This is a genomic window from Aestuariivita sp. (genome assembly GCF_021404545.1).
GTDB lineage: Bacteria > Pseudomonadota > Alphaproteobacteria > Rhodobacterales > Rhodobacteraceae > Aestuariivita.
The window spans coordinates 45,482-64,485 of the sequence record NZ_JAAWWD010000001.1; the positions used below are offsets into that span (position 1 = coordinate 45,482).

Sequence of the window (19,004 nt, forward strand, 5' to 3'; positions counted from 1 at the left end):
TGGGTATGCTGGCCCTGGTAACCGTCGCTACGGCACAGGAAACCCGGGTTGCCTTCGGCTCCCTTCAGGTTGATCCGACCCTGCCGGTTGAGGTGACCGCTGACGCGCTGAACGTCGATCAAGAGACCGGAGAGGCCGTGTTCCAGGGCAACGTGCTGATTGCCCAAGGGGACATGCGGCTGTCCGCGCCAAAGGTGCTGGTCGTCTACAACGCCGAGACACGCGCCATCGAAAGGATGGAGGCGACGGGCGGCGTGACCTTGGTCAGCGGCCCGGATGCCGCAGAAGCCCAGCGCGCCGACTATACCATCGACAGCGGTGTGATCGTGATGACGGGAAATGTGCTTTTAACCCAAGGCCCCAGCGCGTTGTCGTCGGATCGGATGACCGTCAACCTGACAACGGGATCGGCCGAAATGACGGGCCGCGTGTCCACCATCTTGCGCAGCGGCGATTGAACATGGCGCGTCCGGATCTGACAGTAACCCAAGGGGCCGGTGGTCTGCGCATCGACATGCTGCGCAAATCCTTCCGCAAACGCGTCGTGATCCGCGACGTGTCGATGTCGTTGGATCAGGGAGAAGTCGTCGCGCTGCTGGGTCCGAACGGATCTGGCAAAACCACGACCTTCTATGCCATCGCCGGTCTGATTTTTCCCGAAGCTGGTAAGGTCACGTTGGACGGGCAGGACCTGACCAACCTGCCGATGTATCGCCGCGCCCGCCTGGGTATCGGATACCTGCCGCAAGAGATGTCGATTTTTCGCGGTCTCAATGTCGAGGACAACATCGCCGCGATTCTCGACATCACCCAACCCGACCGCCACAAGCGCCGCGAACGCCTTGAAGAGCTGTTGTCGGAATTCTCGATCGAGCATCTGCGCCGCGCGCCTGCTCTGGCGCTGTCGGGCGGCGAACGGCGGCGGGTTGAGATTGCGCGCTGTCTGGCGGCGGAACCGAAATACCTGCTTCTTGATGAGCCGTTCGCAGGCGTCGACCCGATCAGCGTGGGCGACATTCGCCATCTGGTCGCGGATCTGAAGAAACGCGGAATCGGTGTTCTGATCACCGACCACAATGTGCGTGAAACGCTGGAAATCATCGACCGCGCCTATATCCTGCATGACGGCCAGGTCCTCATGTCAGGCTCGCCACAGGATGTGGTCGAAAACGAGAATGTCCGCCGCGTTTACCTCGGCGACAGCTTTCGCATCTCATGACCTGGCGACAGACCGTTTCCGCCGGACCGGGTACAAAACCGGAAATCCGACCCCTCTTTTCGTTGACAGGTTGGGGGCGGATCGCCTCAAATAGAGTGATGGATCTGCGACAGTCCCAGGCATGCGACCCGATCCTCCGTTCGCGGACCGGGTCCGGTCAGACCCAGGACACCCTCAGACCCTTACACACCTTACCCTAGCTGAGAACACCACGATCCGGGGCAACCGGGCGCCAGGTTTCGAGCACATGATATGAAGGAGAGCACATGCGCTATCAAATAAGTGGAAAACAAATCGATATCGGCGCTGCATTGCAGACCCATGTTCAGACCGAATTGGGATCCATTATCGAGAAGTATGCCGAACGACCCACCGATGCCAATATCGTGTTTTCTAAATCAGCGCATGAATTCGTTTGCGAGGCGACGATCCACCTTTCGACTGGTCTGACGGCTCAGGCAAAGGCGCATGCCACTGAAATCTATGCCGCTTTTGATGCCTGCAGCGACAAGATGGAAAAGCAGCTACGCCGCTACAAGCGCCGTCTCAAGGACCATCATCGCGACCGCGTCGAACCTGTTGAACTTTTCGGAGCGTCCTCGTATATCCTCGCCTCGGAAGATGCGGGCGAAGACACCGAACCGGATTCGCTTCAGCCGATCATTGTTGCGGAAATGCAGACCCAGATACCGTCCCTGTCGGTCGGTGAGGCTGTGATGCAAATGGAATTGGCAGGCGCCCCGGTTTTGGTCTTCCGGAATGAAAGCAAGGACGGGTTGAACGTCGTATATCGCCGCGATGACGGCAATATCGGTTGGATTGACCCCGGATCTTAAACAAACGTTAAGAGCCGCCTGTCATGCACAGGTCCGGCGTGGAGCAAAGATCAGATGGAACTCTCCCATATCCTCAGACCTGAGGCAGTGAAGGTGTTGTCGGCCGTCTCAAGCAAGAAACGCCTGTTTCAGGACATCGGCGATCTGGCGGCGTCGGCCTGCGGGCTGAGCACTGGTGCGACGGTGGATGCGCTGCTGGAGCGCGAGAGCCTCGGACCGACGGGTGTGGGCCACGGTGTGGCCCTGCCCCATGCCCGGCTAAGCGGTCTGGAATCGGTTGCTGGCATCTTTGTTTTGCTTGAGAAACCAATTGATTTCGCGGCCGTGGATCGCCAGCCGGTTGATATCGCCTTTGCCCTTTTTGCGCCAGAAGAGGCCGGGGTCGAACATCTCAAGGCACTGGCGCTGGTCTCCCGCACCCTTCGGGATTCGGCGCTGTGCGCCAAGTTACGGGCCAACAAGGACCCCGCGACGCTCTATGCACTCTTGACCGAAGGGCGGTCCGTTCAGGCGGCGTAAGAGCGGTCTTGCGGCGATCGCATGACCGTCACGCCGCGCGCCACGGACCGAAACCGAACATTTCGTAATCACGCTGGTACACGTCGGCGATCTGCGCCTCGAGCGCATCATCCATGATATCGGCCAGGGAATGGGGCGCATCCTCGGGCGCGGACGCCGGAAAAGGCACCGCATCGCAGCCCAGCCGCGTGGCCAGGGCAGGCAATTCGGTCGATGCCTCATCCGCGCGGAGCACCAGATCGGGCAGGGCAAACTCACTGAACCCCTGCAGGATCCGCCCTTGGCTGCACCACAGACCATCAACCCTAAGCGAGGTCTGGCCCGCCAGATTTGCCTTGAGAAACGCCACAAATGCACCAAACGCGGCCCGATGATCGGCCGTGCTATAGCCCGGATCGGGCGTCTCTTCGGGGATGGGCAGGCCAAAGTTGCGGCGCAGGCTACGGCGAAGTTGCCCGTAATTGTTAGGCCCGCTCGACAGGATCTTGGAACAGAACGCCCGATGGGCCCGCTCCGCAGGATGCGGCAGAACGGCAAAGCGGCGATGGCGGGGATGGCGGCGCATCCATTGACGTAGCGCCTTTTGGTTCATCCTGCGGATCAGATCGCTCGGCCTGACATCATCGAGGCTGGCCAGCCAGCGCGCCACCTGCTCGGTCGGGCCGCCTTTGATCGGCAAAAACAGCAAGGGCGCCCGCGCGGCAGCGACATAGCTGGGAACGGCAGCACCGCGCCGCGGCTCGAAATTCGGGGTGCGCGTCAGGTTGAACATGTCCAGCCTGCCCAGCGCCTGATCCATCTCTTCGGGGTTGGCGACCTTTTGCGCGACCGGCTGCGGATTCTGACGCTTGAGATTCTTTGACAACCCCTCAAGCTGCGCATCGACACCCAGCCACTTGGCCAACCCGTTCATCACCTCAACCGATTGCAGATCTTCATACGCCACATAGAACGGCGTCTGACCGCTGATCTGCATCCGATTGAGCAACAGCACCTGAAAATCCTGAAGCGCGCCGATATGGGCGGCAAACTCCTCGCCATCGAAGACGGCCTTCGCCTCTTTGCGCTTTTGCACATTGGTCAGCTTCCACTGACCGGTCGCCTGCGCAATCTTCCACGACACATAGCTGTCGAGCGGATTGCGCGTCAGAATGATCTTGGCACAGGCGGGATCGTCCAGAATGCTGTCCAGCACGCGCGGATCGTGATCGTGGAAATACCGAAATCCGCCGATCACCCCGGGTGCCCGCCGGATCCGTGACAACAAGCGCATCGGGTCCGCCTCGCGATCGGCCAGCGACACGCCCAGCACCTCCTCCCGGTTTGGATAACCGATGAAGTGAGGATTGAACGCCTCACCGAAGCAGGTGATGCCGTCAAAGCCGTTGAGGTTGGTTTCCAGAAAGTTGGACCCGGTCCGCATTTCGGCAAACACGGTAAAATACTCAAAACGCGGGGGCATTGGGGATCACCTGACCAGATAGGGTTTGCGCGGCGGGCGCGCCTTGTTCACGGGCGCCGGATCCACCGGGAAATCGCCCATCAGATAGGGATGCATCCCCTGATTCTTGAGATTTTGCAGGAACTGACCGAACCCCTCGAGATCGACCATCTTCGGCGCCTCGGCCAGACGACGATCGCGCACCACGCCAATCTCGTCGAGAATGGTCTGCAACGGCTCCATCGGTGCTTCGATGAACTCTGCCATGGTCCAGATCCGTATGCGCGCCTTTGCGTGAACAGACCGCAAAACCTGGAGGTGTTTGCTTTCCACCCGTTGAAGCTCTGCCGCCTCAGCGCGCAGATCGGCGAAATTGCGGTTGGTCTTGAACAGCGGCACCGCCCAGGCGCCGGAGATGACCGAGATCTGCGCGTTCGGATCCTTGGCCAGTAACCAGCTGACCTTTTGATTGTCCGCCGGACCGTATTGAAAGACCTGCCGCTCTCCTCGCGTGTTCCAGATCAGGCTGGTGAGATAGGCTTTGGGATTATAGTCGCGTTTCTTTGCGCTGTCGCTGAGACAGCCATTGATCATACTTTGGCCGCCCGCCAGCTCGGCCCGGTCGGGGGCAAAAAGATGGCCATGCACCCGGGCTCCGGTCGCCTTGCTGAACCAGGTCTCGAAATCCTCGAACAGCTCGGAAAACCCCTCGAACACCGAATAGGGGCTACAGGTGACGCCGTTCTCCCAATCCTCGTTCGGGAACCGGCTGTGCATGTAAAGGCCCGGACGGCCCCGGGTTCGCCGCTCGACCGCCTTGGCGAAAATGCGGTCGATCTTGCCCGGGTTTGGCTCGGTCCGTTTCCCCTCGGCATCACGGCCGTCCAGGAACACCTCGTAAAGGCGATGCGCATGCGGCCAGATCTTGCGTGCGACAAAACAGTCGGAACGGCGCAAGAGTTGCAGGTGATCGTCATAAAATATGTGCGGCTTGCCCTGAAAATCGAACTTGGACAGGGTCAGCGACCGGCTTTCGACATTTCCCGAGTAAAGCCGCGCGAGGGTCTGAAAGTAACTCTCGTCCGGAATCCAGACCTGCTTGAAATAGGAGTCATACCGGCGCCGTTCGGGATCCTGAAGAATGGCCGAAAGGGTCTGTCGCGTCAGGCACCACCACTGGCTGCCCATATGTGGCACCAGACCCGATGGGATCCTCCGTTTCAGATGGAGGCGGCGCTGAATACCGACCCACATATCGAAAAGCCGCCGATGCCGTTTCCACGAAAACGGAAACCGCATGGTAAAGCGTTCTTCATCCAGACCACCCACGGTCCAGGGCACATCCGCCGTTGTCGCGCTTTCGATAAAGTCGGTGCGCGGGCTGGCCGCAAGGTAATCCACCAGATCGTTCACCGGGCGCAGCGGCATACACGACCCCGAGGTGAGGTAGACGTGGCTGATATCCTCGCTTGAGGCCAGCATCAGCTCGGCAGCCGATTGCGTCGCCGCCACTAGACCCCACCGACCCCATTCGCATTTGTGACGTTTTGAGAACTGGATCAACGGATCGTCCGAAAGCCTCTCCTGAAAACTCCGGAAAGCTTTGGTCGTGACGTTCAGGTCCACATGGATCACCACCGGACACCCCGCGGCCGTCCAGTGCCTGGCGGTCTGCTCGGCGCGGTTCAGCGCAGTATGGACCAGCATCAAGATCCCGACGGTCATGCCCAATTCCCTTTGGACATCAGCCCCAGGATCTCAAGCTGGCGCCAGTTGATGTACTTCTCGGACCATTTGCACCAGATCTCCGGGTTTTGCGCCATCTGCTCGGCATAGGCGCGATACTCCAACGAGCCGGAGTAATGCTGTTTGCGCGCCAGCTCCTCTTTCGCCTTGCCGCTGAAGGTATCGATGAATTTGGCATGGAGCAGCGCGCCAGAGGCTTTTTCACCCCCCCATTCGTCGTAAACCAGGTTCAGCCCGCGCGGCAGCAGCATATGGGTGGAACTGGCGTAGACATATCTGCGGCTCCATTTGACCAATGGGATCTTGTTCAGCGCAGGTGCCTTGTCCGGGTTTTCAGGAAAGAATATGCGGCTGCGCGGGCCGCCCTGAACCCACAGATTTCCATACCGCTTGTTACGCTGCATGGTGTAGTTGCCACTGTCGAACCAACAGGCGATTTCGAGCGGATCCTGCCCTTCGACATAAGGTTGAGCGTCGAGCGGACCCTTGGGATACATATCCAGCAACATCGCACTGAAGGATCGGATCGAAGAGGCATCCAGCCAATCGGTCAACGCGCGCAGGGGCCGCGTGTCGCAAAACGGATAGACAAAGAATTCATCCGGGTCGATGGTCAGTGTCCAATGGCCATGGGCGTATTTGCGCTGTAATCCGTTTAGCCAATCCACGCCAAATCGCGACCGCTTGTAACTGCCGCGCGTATGCCAGAGCGAGACATCCGGTTGATCGGCCAGATATTCATACGCGCCATCCGTGCTGTCATTATCGACAAAGAAAAAGTGGTTCACGCCCAGGCGACGGTAGTATTCCATAAAGAACGGCAGGCGGATCTTTTCATTGCGCTGGGTTGAAAAAAGGAGGATGTCGCCCGCTCGGATCCGGTTTGTGCGATTGGTCACGCAATTGAGTTCCCGCTGCCGATAGAGCGCGCGGATCAACCGACGACGGCGGGACCATCTCAACCCATATGATTCAAGAACACGCACAACACATCATCCCTGGGACGATTACAGATATCGGGGCTGTCCAGACCTGCCGCCAGGTGGCCACCAGCACACTTATCCTTGTATATCGCCGCTTTGTGGATCTAGTCTGAATCCCTCACCGTATTGGTTTTTTTTCTGAGTGAATCCTAACGAACACGGCCCAGGCGGGGAACCGGCTTCTCACAGGTCGCGGTATGCGCTCAGATTTGGTCAGGCCAATCTCCGGCAGACATCAGCCCCAAGCGCACCAATTGCTCCCAACCTTCATAGCGTACCGAGTCCGGGCACCACAGATCAGGGCTCTCCTTGAGCCGGTCATAATAGGGATCGTAAAGCGAGCTGTCATAGAAATGCTCCTTTCTGACTTGCTCTTCGGCCGAGCGGTCCGCAATCGAATGGAGAAATTTGGTATGCAGCAGGACGCCCGACAGGGTGCTGCCGCCGACACCGTCATAGGCCAGGTTCATCCGGGGCGGCATCATCGAATGGGTCGAGTTCACATAGACAAACCGTCGGTTCCACTTGACCAGAGGCAGTTTGTTCAATGTCGGCGCCAGCCGCGGCGTATCGGCAAAAAAGACCCGCGCGCGGGCGCCGCCCTGCTGCCAGAGGTTCATCAGCGGCTTCTGACGCTTGCTGGTGTATCCATCGGCATCGAACCAGTTCAGAACCTCGGCCGGATCCTGACCTGCCTTATAGCGCGCTTGATCGGTCGGGCCCTTTGGATAGATGTCCAGCATCAGTGCGCCGAAGGCCTGGATGCCGTTTTGGTCCAGCCAGGCGGTCAGCTGATCCAGTGGGCGATCAGGCCAATGCGGATAGATCAGCAATTCATCCGCATCGACCGTCAGGCACCAGCGGCCATGCCCGTATTTCAGCATCAGCCAGGTCAGCCAATCGACCCCGAACCGCGAGGCCTTGTAGCTGTGCGCACTTGTCCAGAGCGAGACATCGGGCTGTTCGGCAAGATAGGCGGCGGTGCCATCGTCGCTTTGATTATCCACGATCAGGAAGTGACGAATCCCCAGCCTGCGGTGATGATCCAAGAAATACGGCAGGCGCAGCATTTCGTTCCGCATGGTGCTGAAGGCGATCACATCGGTCTTCGAGATCTGATTGGTGCGATCGCGGACCGGGCTGATCTCGTGGCGCTTGCGGAAAGCCCGATAGCGCAGCCTGCGCCGCTTCCAGCGCATCCGATAAGCCCTCCAGGCATCGCCCATCACGGCCATATCATGACGCCCTTTCGTGCCCGGCCTGTGACTGCTTTAGGCGTCATAATGACCGGTTTGATGCCATCGCCAGGCGTCGGCAATCATGGTTTCCAGATCTGACCGTTTGGGCGCCCAGCCCAGCTCGCGCTCCGCACGCACCGAACCGGACACCAGGCTTGCCGCATCTCCCGCGCGCCGGGGCCCTTCGGAAAAGGGGACTTTGCGATTGGTCACGCTGCGCGATTGCGCAATCACTTCGCGCACCGAAAACCCGGTCCCCGAGCCAAGGTTGAAGACCGAGTTGGGCTTGTCCTCTTCCAACCATTTCAGGCCCAGAATATGCGCATCGACCAGATCGCAGACATGCACATAGTCACGCACACAAGTCCCATCGGGCGTGTCGTAATCCGTTCCGTTGACGGTCAGTTCGGGCCTGCGCCCGTCAATCGCATCCAGCATCAGTGGGATCAGATGGGTCTCGGGCCGGTGAAACTCGCCGATCTTGCCGTCTGGATCTCCGCCTGCGACGTTGAAATACCGAAAGATCACATGACGCAAACCGTGGCTTTCGGCAAAATTCTCCACGATACGCTCAAGCGCCATTTTGCTGGCGCCATATGCGTTGAGCGGAACCTGCTCGGTATCCTCATCCAGCAGGACCTGATCATGCTCGCCATAGGTGGCGCAGGTCGAGGAAAAGACGAAATTCAGGCAGCCCGAGTCCACCGCCGCCTCGATCAGGTTCAGACCGCCACCGGTGTTCACACGCCAATAACGGCCGGGATCGGACATTGCCTCTCCCACCAGAGACAGCGCCGCGAAATGCATCACCGCCTTGGGGCGGTACTTGGCAAAGATCTCATCAAGACGGGCACGGTCCAGAAGGTCACCCTCTTCCAGGGGACCAAACCGAACCGCGTCGCGCCAGCCTGTCTCGAAGTTGTCAAAGGTCACAGGAACATAACCGGCCGCCTTGAGCGCCTTGCACGCGTGCGAGCCGATATAGCCCGCACCACCGGTCACCAGTACATGCCGTGCCACAAGGGAAGCCCCCGTGTTAAATCTTTACTGTCCGGCCTTATCCAACGCGACCACCTCGTGCAAGTATCTTGCCAGATCGTCACGCAATTCAGCCCGCGCCAAACCGAACGAGACTGTTGCTTGCAAGAAACCGGATTTGGACCCGCAATCGAACCTCTGACCCCGGAAACGCAGGCCATAGACCCCGCCATTGTCCTTGCCGATCTCTTGCGCGATGGCATCGGTCAACTGGATCTCGCCACCGGCACCCGACTTCATCTTGTTGAGGTTGCTCAGAACCGATGGTGTGAGGATGTAGCGCCCGATCACCGCCAGGTTCGAGGGAGCTTCGTCGGCCTTGGGTTTTTCAACCATCGACTTGATCTTCACGACCGAGCCCATGTCCTCCTCCACGTCCAGAATACCGTAAGATGACGTCTTTTCCGGCGGCACTTCCATTGCCGCGACCATGCAACCGCCGGTTTGCTCATAGGCTTCGACCATCTGCTGCAGGCAGGGCGTATCTGCCGCAATCACATCGTCTGGCAGCATGACGGCAAACGGCTCATCCGCGATCAGACGCCGCGCGCACCAAACTGCGTGGCCCAAACCAAGCGCCCTGTGTTGACGGATATAGGCGATTGCGCCGCTTTCCATATTTGTGGATTTCAGCGTCTCAAGAAGCGCATCCTTGCCTTTCTTGCGCAGCTCTTGCTCCAATTGCGGGGCGTGGTCAAAATAGTCCTCAAGTGCCCCTTTGCCGCGCGAGGTCACAAAGATGAACTCTTTGATCCCGGCGGCGCGCGCCTCGTCGATGGCATATTGCACCAACGGGCGGTCAACCAATGTCATAATCTCTTTTGGCACCGACTTGGTCGCGGGCAGAAACCGCGTCCCCATGCCGGCAACAGGAAAAATAGCCTTTGTTACCTTCTTTTTCATTGTCCCTCTCAAAATTCCACCCACCCAGACGCAGGTGATGTCTGGGTCAAATGCCACTTGTTCTGAAATGCCATAGGAACGTCTGATGATCCAGCAATGACCGGCGGCGGATCGCCGATTTTCCCGCCAAGTTGCCTGAAATCCATGCAGATCAGCGATAAGCGGTCCAAAGCCGGACCTCACGAGCGACCCGCGTGCGAAAACGCCACAGGCGAAAACCTGGATCCGCGGGCAGGCTTTTGCCAAAAAGGCCGCCGCGGTGTTCCCAGAACCCTCCGGCATTGTACGAAACCCGATGGCGGGCCGCCGTCGGCGAAAAGAGATACACCGATGGAACGCGCCCCGCGGCTGCGTTTTCTTCGGCCCGGCGCCGTAGCCTTGCCGCCGACCAGAGGCGTCCTGACAACGTGATCCCGGGCCGGTCGGGGTTTGCGGGATACCGGCGGAACGGATCGCGCGCGGCTTGGATCGGCGCCATATCCAGCGGCTGCCGCTCGTGTCCCAGGCCATAGCCATGACGCAGCCCGGCCATCAGTCGGCGCACGTCGCGCGGCTCCAACTCTCCGGCCACCATGTGACGCAAGAGCCGCCTGCGCTCCGATGCCTGAATACCCTGCCAGATATCTGCGGCATTCAACTCGGGACAGTGTTTGCCCAGAAAAACCGCCCAGCTCGCCCCAAGCTGGGTCAGATCGCGCGGCGGCCTGTCAGGTCCATGGGACCCGTCTCCGCGATGTACGACCGCCAACGGCACAATCGCCGTGGCCACCGAATGGGCGGCGAGCCGCAGATTCACATCCCGATCGTCCAGGAACGCATGCAGGTTCGGATCGAACCCGCCGATCCTGGCAATGACCCTGCGCCGGATCGCCATATTGGCCGCATCGGTCTTGATCGCGCGGCCAGGCGATGGGGTGAGCACCACAGGACGGTCCCCGGTGATCCGCAGGTCCCTGGCCTGACCGGCCAGATCCACCGACTGGGCCCGCGATTGCCAGGAGATGCCGTCGCGGCCCCGCACATATCCACCGGCAATGCCGACATTGGGATCGCGAAACGCCACAGTCAAATGCGCCAGCCAGGAAGGTTCCGGCACCGCGCCATCGTCAAGGAACGCCACCACCTGACCCGCAGCGGCGGCAATGCCCAGGTTACGTGCCGCTGCGATATTGGGGGCGTTGAATGCAACCGTCTTCAGATCCGTTCCCGGTGGCCAGCGGCGCACCGCGTCCAGCCCGCTGGTATCTGCAACCACCACCACCTCGAACGGAGCATATCGCAACTGACTGATCCCGGTCAGACATCGGATCAGCGCCTGTGGCCGGTTTCGGCTGACCACAACGATGCTGACGGGGATCTCGGTCATTCAAGTTCCATATCAGCCATCATACGCTGGATGCGCGGAACATCCTCGGGGTTGTTGAGTTCCCAGAACTGGCGCCCTCGCGCTTCAACCTCCACACACAAAACGGGGCGGCCCTGTTCCATGAAGCGAAGCTGTTCGAGCCCTTCCAGCGCTTCGAGCGGGCCCGCAGGCCAGCCTGGATACTCCGAAAGCGCCCCAGGGCGATAGGCATAGACACCGACATGGTGAAAGACCGGGGTCGGCGCATCATCCGCGTAGGTTTCCGAGGTGAACGGGATCACTTCTTTTGAGAAATACATCGCACGGCGATCCCGGTCGAAGACTGAGGTGGTCCCTCCGACACGTCCTGCGCGGCGATCCTCCAAAAGCCCGTTCAGCGCCGCCCCATCGCAGCGCAAGACAGGGGTCGCGACCTGCGCCATTGGATCGGCGCGCAGACCTGCGATCAGATCTTCGACGAACCAATGCGGGGTCAACGGCGCGTCTCCTTGCAGGTTGACGACAATCTCAGCGGCGCCGCCCAGCGCGCTATGTGCCTCCGCACAGCGTTCTGTCCCGTTGGAACAGGTGTCCGAGGTCATCACAACCTCGGCCCCAAAGATCTTGCACGCATCGGCAATCCGGTCGTCATCTGTCGCAACCACGACCCGGTCCACACCCTGGACAGCCAATGCCGCCCGCCAGGATCGTTCAATCAGCGAACGCGCCTGGCCGGTGGCCCCGGTCAAAGCGACCAGCGGTTTGCCCGGATAGCGGGTCGAGGCATAGCGCGCGGGAATAACAATCAGAACCGACATTCAACGCGCTTTCAGCTCAACACCCGGCGCAAAGGCGATAAAGAACGGGTTGGCAAACCCCTCCTTACCATAGTGCAACGGCGTGTGATCGTCGAACCGCACCACAGCGCCCCCTGCACCTGCCAGTACCGCGTGACCGGCGGCGGTGTCCCATTCCATCGTGCGGCCCAGCCGCGGATAGAGATCAGCCTCTCCTGTCGCGACCAGACAGAATTTCAGGGACGACCCGGCACTTGTCATATCGCGCACATCGTACTTGCCGATGTAGTCATCTGTCGCCTGGTCGCGATGGGATTTGCTGGCCACCACCATCAGCGCGGCGTTGTCCGGCGTCCCCACACCGATGGCCGATGTGGTGCCAAGCTGTTCGGGATCGAAATCTCCGGTCTCTTCCACCGATTGCCCGTCTGCGGTGGTAAAGAACATGCGCCCGCGCGCCGGGGCATAGACCACCCCCCGTGTCGGCACCCCGTTTTCGACCAAAGCGATATTGACCGTGAAATCTCCCCGGCGGTTGATGAACTCCTTGGTCCCGTCCAGAGGGTCGACGATCAGGAATGTATCGCCAGATTGCATGTGCGAGGCGGCCTGTTCTTCGGTGACCAGCATCAGATCGGGGAACGCCGCGCGCAGCCCTTTGGAGATCAGAGCATCGGCGGCCTCATCGGCTTCGGTCACCGGGCTGGCATCCGATTTGATCTTCACGTCGAAATCGTCAGCCTCGTAAATCTCCATGATAACGGCACCGGCTTGGATGGCCAGCCGACGCATCACAGGGACAAGGGTTTCATTTGACACGGACGGTCACTCCATATTTCTGACAGATTGATCTCATATCAGCTTCTCCTTATGCTTACGACGTAACGGAACGGCAAGAATTCCGTCGCAATTTGAGGCAGCCTCACGGGGAACCGAATGGATGTTTGAACAGGTCCGGCGCCGCAGCAGGTTGAGTGTCGCACTCGGCATGGCCGATGTCATCTATCACTCGATCGTTCGGGACGTGCGCAAACAGCATGGAAACGCCATCCTCGCGATTGGCGTGAACATGTTGCAGATCATCATCTTTGTTGCAGTGTTCTATGTGATGTTCTCGCTCTTGGGGTTGCGCGGTCCTGGTGCAATCCGCGGCGATTTCATGATCTATCTGCTCACGGGCATCTTCCTCTATATGACGAACGTCAAGACGTTGGGCGCGGTTATGGGCGCCGAAGGGCCCAGTAGTGCGATGATGCAGCATGCGCCGATGAATACCATCGTGGCCATCGGGGCCGCGGCACTTGGGGCGCTCTATATCCAGGTGCTGACGCTGGCGGTGATTCTGTTCGGCTATCATGTTCTGATCAGCCCGATCACCATAAACGATCCGGCCGGCGCCTTCATGATGTTCCTGCTGGCGTGGTTTGCCGGCATTGCTCTGGGTCTGGTTCTGCTTGCGCTCAAACCCTGGTTTCCGACGTTCACCAACGTTGTGGCCACGGTCTATAAGCGGGCCAACATGATCGCCTCGGGCAAGATGTTCGTCGCCAATACCCTGCCGGGATTCATGATTGCGATGTTCGACTGGAATCCGCTGTTTCACATCATCGATCAATCGCGCGGATATGCGTTCATCAATTACTATCCGCGTTATACCAACTGGGAATTTCCCCTGATCGTGTGCTGCTGTTTCATCGTTCTGGGGCTGATGGGTGAATTCTATACCCGGCGGCACGCCTCGCTCAGCTGGGACGCGCGCCGCTGATTGTTAGGCAGAACTCAGAAAGCTGGCACCACTGCGAGGCACCGCCTCGCCCCTATCAAAGGAATGCGCCGCAGGCGCGCATTTGGATCACGTCACCACCCTCAGCGTCAGGTTGATCCGCCCACCCTTTGGCAGCAACCGGGATGAGCCGAACCTGATCCGATCCACCCCGTGATAGGTCAGCCGCGCGGGCCCGCCCATCACCACCACGTCCCCCGAGGCCAGCCACACACTTTCGGTCGTGCCGCCGCGTGTCTCATTGCCCATCCGAAACAGCGCGTCATCGCCCAGCGACACCGACAGGACCGGCCAGGAGAAATCAGCCTCATCCCGGTCCTGATGCAGGCCCATCCGCGCCTCCTCGTCGTAATAGTTGATCAGACAGCAATCGGGCAGCCGGTCCGGACCCACCAGCGCCTCCCAGATCGCCAGCACCGGCGCGGGGATCGGAGGCCAGGCCTGTCCGCTCGGATGCTGCGGGACATAGAGATAACCGCTGCGGTCCGAATACCACCCCAGCCGCCCCGCCGAGCTCATTCGAACGCGCATCGGCTTGCCAAACGGTGTATCGGGACGATAGAGCGGAGCCGCGCGCAACACTGGCCGCAGCGCCTCCAGCACCTCATGTTGTCCGGCAACATCCAGATACTCCTTATGGATCTCGAACCCGCGCATCCGCAGCAGCATAGCCTGCCCTTTCCCGTCTGACGCCAAAGCGCCAAAAATACCCCGAAGATTCCCTGCCATGCCCTGCTCAGAACGGTTGCAGGCCCGGATTGTGATCCTTATATACGCCGGGACGCGTCGGGGGCAGGCCCCGGCGCTAACCTAAATCGGGGTCGGGACGCCATAACGGGTCAAGGCCTCGGGCAATCGCCTTTAGTTAAGAAGGGATCGAAAACATGGCCAAAGTCATTGGTATCGACCTTGGGACCACCAACAGCTGCGTCGCCATCATGGATGGTTCGCAACCCAAGGTTATTGAAAACTCCGAAGGGACCCGCACAACCCCGTCTATCGTCGCCTTTACGGATGATGAGCGTCTGGTTGGCCAACCGGCCAAAAGGCAGGCGGTGACAAACCCCGACAACACGATTTTCGGCGTCAAGCGCCTGATCGGCCGCCGGTTCGACGACAAGGACCTGGCCAAGGATCTCAAGAACCTGCCGTTCAATGTGATTGACGGCGGCAATGGCGACGCCTGGGTCGAAGCCAAGGGTGAGAATTACTCCCCCAGCCAGATCAGCGCGTTCATTCTGGGCAAGATGAAGGAAACCGCCGAGAGCTATCTTGGTGAGGAAGTGACCCAGGCGGTCATCACGGTTCCCGCCTATTTCAACGACGCCCAGCGTCAGGCAACCAAGGACGCGGGCAAGATCGCCGGTCTTGAAGTGCTGCGGATCATCAACGAACCGACAGCCGCCGCACTTGCCTATGGTCTGGACAAGGAAAACACCCACACCATCGCGGTCTATGACCTGGGCGGCGGCACATTCGACGTCACCATCCTGGAAATCGACGACGGTCTCTTCGAGGTGAAATCCACCAACGGGGATACGTTCCTGGGCGGCGAAGACTTCGACATGCGCATCGTCACCTATTTGGCCGACGAGTTCAAAAAGGAACACGGCGTCGATCTGACCAAGGACAAGATGGCGCTCCAGCGTCTGAAAGAAGCCGCCGAGAAAGCCAAGATCGAACTGTCCAGCTCGTCGCAGACCGAGATCAACCAGCCCTTCATCTCGATGGGTTCGGACGGTCAGCCCCTGCACATGGTCATGAAACTGACCCGCGCCAAGCTGGAAAGCCTGGTGGGAGATCTGATCAAATCCTCGATGAAGCCGTGCCAGGCCGCGCTGAAGGACGCCGGTCTTTCGGCCAGCGACATCGACGAGGTGGTTCTGGTCGGCGGTATGACCCGCATGCCCAAAGTGGTCGAGGAAGTGACCAAGTTCTTTGGCAAAGAGCCCCACAAAGGCGTGAACCCCGACGAGGTTGTCGCCATGGGTGCGGCCATTCAGGCCGGCGTTCTGCAAGGCGACGTGAAGGATGTGGTCCTGCTGGACGTGACCCCGCTGTCGCTGGGGATCGAAACGCTGGGCGGCGTGTTCACACGCCTGATCGACCGCAACACCACGATCCCGACCAAGAAATCCCAGGTCTTCTCGACCGCCGAGGACAACCAGAACGCCGTGACGATCCGGGTGTTCCAGGGTGAACGGGAAATGGCCGCCGACAACAAGATCCTGGGCCAGTTCAACCTGGAAAACATTCCGCCCGCCCCGCGCGGCCTGCCCCAGATCGAGGTGACCTTCGACATCGACGCCAACGGCATCGTCTCGGTCAGTGCCAAGGACAAGGGCACCGGCAAGGAGCAGAAGATCACCATCCAGGCATCCGGTGGCCTCAGCGATGAAGACATCGAACAAATGGTCAAGGACGCCGAGGAGAACGCCGAAGCCGACAAGGCCCGCAAGGAGCTGGTCGAGGCGCGCAACCAGGCCGAATCGCTGATCCATTCGACCGAAAAGTCGATGGAAGAGCATGCCGACAAGGTCGATCCCACTACGATCGAAGCCATCGAGCTGGCCGTCGCCGCTCTCAAGGACGATCTGGAGAAAGAAGATATCGGCGCCGACAAGATCCGCTCTGGCATCCAGAACGTGACCGAGGCCGCGATGAAACTGGGCGAAGCGATCTACAAAGCCAGCCAGGACGAAGCAGGCGAGGGGGAACCCGCGCCCGCCGATGAGGCACGCAGCGGTGAAGACGATATCGTCGATGCCGAATTCGAAGATCTGGATGACGACAAACGTGCGTAAGGCGTAATGCCGCGACATGTCAGGGCCGGTCCGGGATCCGGGCCGGCCCCTGACGTTCCGGCGGAAGGGACACTCATATGTCAAAACGCGACTATTACGACGTTCTGGGCGTGCCCAAAGGGGCTTCGGCAGACGAAATCAAGAAAGCTTACAGGACCAAGGCCAAGGAGCTGCACCCGGACCGCAATGCCGACAACCCGGATGCTGAAGCGCAGTTCAAAGAGGCCAATGAAGCCTACGAGGTTCTGAAAGACAACGAAAAGAAAGCCGCTTATGATCGGTTTGGTCATGCCGCCTTTGAAGGTGGCATGGGTGGCGGCGGTGGCCGTCCTGGCGCGGGCTATGGCGGCAATGGTGATTTCACCAGTGCCTTTTCGGACGTGTTCGACGACCTTTTTGGCGATTTCATGGGCCAGCGTGGCGCCGGTGGCGGACGACAACGCGCTTCCCGCGGGTCCGACCTGCGTTATAACCTGCGCGTCACCCTTGAGGAGGCCTATTCCGGTCTGCAAAAGCAGATCAAAGTGCCGACCCTGGCAACCTGTGGATCCTGTTCGGGCTCTGGGTCCGAAGGCGCGTCGGAACCCACCTCCTGTCCGACCTGCTCGGGCATGGGCAAGGTCCGGGCGCAGCAGGGCTTTTTCACGGTGGAACGCACCTGTCCGACCTGTTCGGGCATGGGCCAGATCGTCAAAAACCCCTGCCGCACCTGTGGCGGTGCGGGCCGCGTCGAAAAAGACCGCGCGCTCAACGTCAACATCCCCGCGGGGGTGGAGACCGGAACCCGCATCCGGCTCGCCGGCGAGGGGGAGGCCGGCATGCGCGGCGGCCCGCCCGGCGACCTTTACATCTTTGTCGAGGTCACGCCCCACGATATCTTTGAACGGGACGGATCAAGCCTCTTTTGCCGGGTGCCGGTAAGCATGGCCAAGGCCGCACTCGGCGGCTCGATCGAGGTGCCAACGATCGATGGCGGGCGCGCCCGTGTGCAGATCCCGTCCGGCAGCCAGTCAGGCCGTCAGATGCGACTGAGATCCAAGGGGATGCCCGCCCTGCGTGGCGGTGGCGCGGGGGACATGTTTATCGAACTGGCCGTTGAAACGCCGGTGAACCTGACCGCGCGCCAGAAAGAGATCCTTCAGGAGTTTGAAAAGCTCAGTGAGGACAATAACCCCGAAGGCAAATCGTTCTTCTCGACCGTCAAATCCTTTTGGGACGGGATGAAGGGCTAGACCTCGCATGAAACCCGGTCGGGACGCAGATGTTATGTGCGTCCCGGCCCGTTCTCCTCACAAGATCCGGCGCGGATTGCGGCGCAGCAAGGATCCGGGCGCGCTCCAAGCGCATCACCGGCAAGAAAACCCTGCGGTTTCAGGTTTGAGACGTATCGGCCAGATGGCGCCTGTGACCGTCCGATGGAACAGAACCCGGCACTGGGCCTGTCGCTCCGGCGCAAGATGTGAGGCGCAAAAGTCCAGGATCCAAAGGCAGTGATGTGACCGAAAAGGCGCTTCGTCTCAGCCGACCCGTTGATCGTTAACCGGTTTTTCACCAAAGCTGCGACAGTCTGTCCGCATGACCCATGAATCAGCCTTTCACGAAGCCTCGCCCTCCCTCTTTGAGATGGACGAGGCCTTGCCGGTGGTCCTGCATCGCGACGGCAAGCAACCTTCTTATATCGCCGATCACCGCAAACGCCTGCGCACCCGGTTCCGGGAAGGCGGCGCGCAGGCTGTGCCCGATTACGAGCTGCTTGAGCTAATCCTCTTTCGGGCGATCCCTCGGCAGGACGTCAAGCCATTGGCCCGCGCGCTGATCGACCGCTTTGGCGATTTCAACCGGGTCATCACCGCCTCGGATCTGCACCTCAAGGCGGTCAGGGGGGTGGGCGACGCGGTGATCACCGAGCTCAAGATCGTGGAGGCGGCGGCGCACCGGCTGGCCCGCGCACGGGTCTTGCGACGCCACGTGATTTCCAGTTGGGACGCGGTGCTGGATTACTGCCATACAGTGTTGGCCCATCGCGAGACAGAGCAGTTTCGTGTCCTGTTTTTGGACCGCAAGAACACCCTGATCGCGGATGAGGAGCAGGCGAAAGGAACGGTGGACCACGTGCCGGTCTACCCTCGCGAAATCGCCAAACGGGCGCTGGAACTCAATGCCTCCGCGCTGATCCTGGTGCATAATCACCCGTCAGGCGACCCTACGCCCAGCCAATCCGATATCGACATGACGGGTCAGGTTCACGCAGCATGCACGGCGCTGAATATCACGCTGCATGACCACCTGATCATTGGCAAGGAACGCGAACTGAGCTTTCGATCTCACGGGTATCTGTGATAACCCGCCCTG

General features: G+C 60.1%; 18 protein-coding genes. 8 read left to right on the forward strand and 10 right to left on the reverse strand.

Annotated features, from left to right (window positions below; all coding sequences use genetic code 11):
* The first annotated feature begins 5 nt into the window (after positions 1-5).
* The 4 genes from HEP69_RS00250 to HEP69_RS00265 all read left to right on the forward strand — a co-directional run bounded on the left by HEP69_RS00250 (position 6) and on the right by HEP69_RS00265 (position 2,574).
* The gene (locus HEP69_RS00250; RefSeq protein WP_290556684.1) at positions 6-458 is read left to right on the forward strand and encodes an LptA/OstA family protein; all 453 of its coding nucleotides are present in this window, start codon (positions 6-8) and stop codon (positions 456-458) included.
* A 2-nt stretch (positions 459-460) separates the two neighbouring features.
* Positions 461-1,219 (forward strand): LPS export ABC transporter ATP-binding protein, encoded by a 759-nt coding sequence (lptB, locus tag HEP69_RS00255; protein ID WP_290556504.1) that lies wholly within the window; start codon positions 461-463, stop codon positions 1,217-1,219.
* A gap of 266 nt (positions 1,220-1,485) precedes the next feature.
* Positions 1,486-2,055, forward strand: coding sequence for a ribosome-associated translation inhibitor RaiA (gene raiA, locus HEP69_RS00260; protein ID WP_290556505.1), 570 nt, complete (start codon positions 1,486-1,488; stop codon positions 2,053-2,055).
* 54 nt (positions 2,056-2,109) lie between these two features.
* Positions 2,110-2,574, forward strand: a complete 465-nt coding sequence (locus HEP69_RS00265) for a PTS sugar transporter subunit IIA (protein WP_290556506.1) — start codon at positions 2,110-2,112, stop codon at positions 2,572-2,574.
* A 28-nt stretch (positions 2,575-2,602) separates the two neighbouring features.
* Here the strand turns inward: HEP69_RS00265 and HEP69_RS00270 are convergent, their stop codons facing one another.
* The 9 genes from HEP69_RS00270 to cysQ all read right to left on the reverse strand — a co-directional run bounded on the left by HEP69_RS00270 (position 2,603) and on the right by cysQ (position 12,884).
* Positions 2,603-4,036 carry a nodulation protein NodH gene (locus tag HEP69_RS00270; RefSeq protein ID WP_290556507.1) on the reverse strand — a complete coding sequence of 478 codons (1,434 nt, stop codon included), beginning with the start codon at positions 4,034-4,036 and terminating at the stop codon, positions 2,603-2,605.
* Between the two features lie 6 nt (positions 4,037-4,042).
* The gene (locus HEP69_RS00275; protein ID WP_290556508.1) at positions 4,043-5,740 is read right to left on the reverse strand and encodes a beta-1,6-N-acetylglucosaminyltransferase; all 1,698 of its coding nucleotides are present in this window, start codon (positions 5,738-5,740) and stop codon (positions 4,043-4,045) included.
* Positions 5,737-6,747 (reverse strand): glycosyltransferase family 2 protein, encoded by a 1,011-nt coding sequence (locus tag HEP69_RS00280; RefSeq protein WP_290556509.1) that lies wholly within the window; start codon positions 6,745-6,747, stop codon positions 5,737-5,739. The genes HEP69_RS00275 and HEP69_RS00280 overlap by 4 nt, the downstream gene beginning before the upstream one ends.
* A 200-nt stretch (positions 6,748-6,947) precedes the next feature.
* Positions 6,948-7,979, reverse strand: a complete 1,032-nt coding sequence (locus tag HEP69_RS00285; RefSeq protein WP_290556510.1) for a glycosyltransferase family 2 protein — start codon at positions 7,977-7,979, stop codon at positions 6,948-6,950.
* 36 nt (positions 7,980-8,015) lie between these two features.
* A complete protein-coding gene (gene galE / locus HEP69_RS00290) occupies positions 8,016-9,002 on the reverse strand; it encodes a UDP-glucose 4-epimerase GalE (protein ID WP_290556511.1) in 987 nt (328 codons plus the stop codon).
* 24 nt (positions 9,003-9,026) lie between these two features.
* Entirely contained in the window at positions 9,027-9,923 is an 897-nt protein-coding gene (gene galU / locus HEP69_RS00295) for a UTP--glucose-1-phosphate uridylyltransferase GalU (RefSeq protein WP_290556512.1), read from the reverse strand.
* 151 nt (positions 9,924-10,074) lie between these two features.
* Positions 10,075-11,289 (reverse strand): glycosyltransferase, encoded by a 1,215-nt coding sequence (locus HEP69_RS00300; protein ID WP_290556513.1) that lies wholly within the window; start codon positions 11,287-11,289, stop codon positions 10,075-10,077.
* Positions 11,286-12,086, reverse strand: a complete 801-nt coding sequence (locus HEP69_RS00305; protein WP_290556514.1) for a manno-octulosonate cytidylyltransferase — start codon at positions 12,084-12,086, stop codon at positions 11,286-11,288. Before HEP69_RS00305 ends, HEP69_RS00300 begins: the two co-directional genes overlap by 4 nt.
* The gene (gene cysQ, locus HEP69_RS00310) at positions 12,087-12,884 is read right to left on the reverse strand and encodes a 3'(2'),5'-bisphosphate nucleotidase CysQ (RefSeq protein ID WP_290556515.1); all 798 of its coding nucleotides are present in this window, start codon (positions 12,882-12,884) and stop codon (positions 12,087-12,089) included.
* Between the two features lie 121 nt (positions 12,885-13,005).
* On the opposite strand from cysQ, the gene HEP69_RS00315 reads away from it, so the two are divergent.
* Positions 13,006-13,830, forward strand: a complete 825-nt coding sequence (locus HEP69_RS00315; protein WP_290556516.1) for an ABC transporter permease — start codon at positions 13,006-13,008, stop codon at positions 13,828-13,830.
* An 87-nt stretch (positions 13,831-13,917) separates the two neighbouring features.
* Here the strand turns inward: HEP69_RS00315 and HEP69_RS00320 are convergent, their stop codons facing one another.
* Positions 13,918-14,517, reverse strand: a complete 600-nt coding sequence (locus tag HEP69_RS00320) for an alpha-ketoglutarate-dependent dioxygenase AlkB (RefSeq protein ID WP_290556685.1) — start codon at positions 14,515-14,517, stop codon at positions 13,918-13,920.
* 215 nt (positions 14,518-14,732) lie between these two features.
* On the opposite strand from HEP69_RS00320, the gene dnaK reads away from it, so the two are divergent.
* The 3 genes from dnaK (at position 14,733) to radC (ending at position 18,992) form a co-directional block, all read left to right on the forward strand.
* Complete coding sequence (gene dnaK / locus HEP69_RS00325; protein WP_290556517.1) at positions 14,733-16,652, forward strand: molecular chaperone DnaK; 1,920 nt, start codon at positions 14,733-14,735, stop codon at positions 16,650-16,652.
* 77 nt (positions 16,653-16,729) lie between these two features.
* Positions 16,730-17,884, forward strand: coding sequence for a molecular chaperone DnaJ (dnaJ, locus tag HEP69_RS00330; RefSeq protein WP_290556518.1), 1,155 nt, complete (start codon positions 16,730-16,732; stop codon positions 17,882-17,884).
* A 343-nt stretch (positions 17,885-18,227) separates the two neighbouring features.
* Positions 18,228-18,992, forward strand: coding sequence for a DNA repair protein RadC (radC, locus tag HEP69_RS00335; protein ID WP_290556519.1), 765 nt, complete (start codon positions 18,228-18,230; stop codon positions 18,990-18,992).
* Positions 18,993-19,004: the final 12 nt, after the last annotated feature.

Excerpts from the sequence above, each read along its gene's own strand:
- HEP69_RS00250 (WP_290556684.1), top strand. The coding sequence starts at position 6 with ATGCTGGCCCTGGTAACCGTCGCTACGGCACAGGAAACCCGGGTTGCC.
- lptB (WP_290556504.1), top strand. The coding sequence starts at position 461 with ATGGCGCGTCCGGATCTGACAGTAACCCAAGGGGCCGGTGGTCTGCGC.
- raiA (WP_290556505.1), top strand. The coding sequence starts at position 1,486 with ATGCGCTATCAAATAAGTGGAAAACAAATCGATATCGGCGCTGCATTG.
- HEP69_RS00265 (WP_290556506.1), top strand. The coding sequence starts at position 2,110 with ATGGAACTCTCCCATATCCTCAGACCTGAGGCAGTGAAGGTGTTGTCG.
- HEP69_RS00270 (WP_290556507.1), bottom strand. The coding sequence starts at position 4,036 with ATGCCCCCGCGTTTTGAGTATTTTACCGTGTTTGCCGAAATGCGGACC.
- HEP69_RS00275 (WP_290556508.1), bottom strand. The coding sequence starts at position 5,740 with ATGACCGTCGGGATCTTGATGCTGGTCCATACTGCGCTGAACCGCGCC.
- HEP69_RS00285 (WP_290556510.1), bottom strand. The coding sequence starts at position 7,979 with ATGGCCGTGATGGGCGATGCCTGGAGGGCTTATCGGATGCGCTGGAAG.
- galU (WP_290556512.1), bottom strand. The coding sequence starts at position 9,923 with ATGAAAAAGAAGGTAACAAAGGCTATTTTTCCTGTTGCCGGCATGGGG.
- HEP69_RS00300 (WP_290556513.1), bottom strand. The coding sequence starts at position 11,289 with ATGACCGAGATCCCCGTCAGCATCGTTGTGGTCAGCCGAAACCGGCCA.
- HEP69_RS00305 (WP_290556514.1), bottom strand. The coding sequence starts at position 12,086 with ATGTCGGTTCTGATTGTTATTCCCGCGCGCTATGCCTCGACCCGCTAT.
- HEP69_RS00315 (WP_290556516.1), top strand. The coding sequence starts at position 13,006 with ATGTTTGAACAGGTCCGGCGCCGCAGCAGGTTGAGTGTCGCACTCGGC.
- HEP69_RS00320 (WP_290556685.1), bottom strand. The coding sequence starts at position 14,517 with ATGCTGCTGCGGATGCGCGGGTTCGAGATCCATAAGGAGTATCTGGAT.
- dnaK (WP_290556517.1), top strand. The coding sequence starts at position 14,733 with ATGGCCAAAGTCATTGGTATCGACCTTGGGACCACCAACAGCTGCGTC.
- dnaJ (WP_290556518.1), top strand. The coding sequence starts at position 16,730 with ATGTCAAAACGCGACTATTACGACGTTCTGGGCGTGCCCAAAGGGGCT.
- radC (WP_290556519.1), top strand. The coding sequence starts at position 18,228 with ATGACCCATGAATCAGCCTTTCACGAAGCCTCGCCCTCCCTCTTTGAG.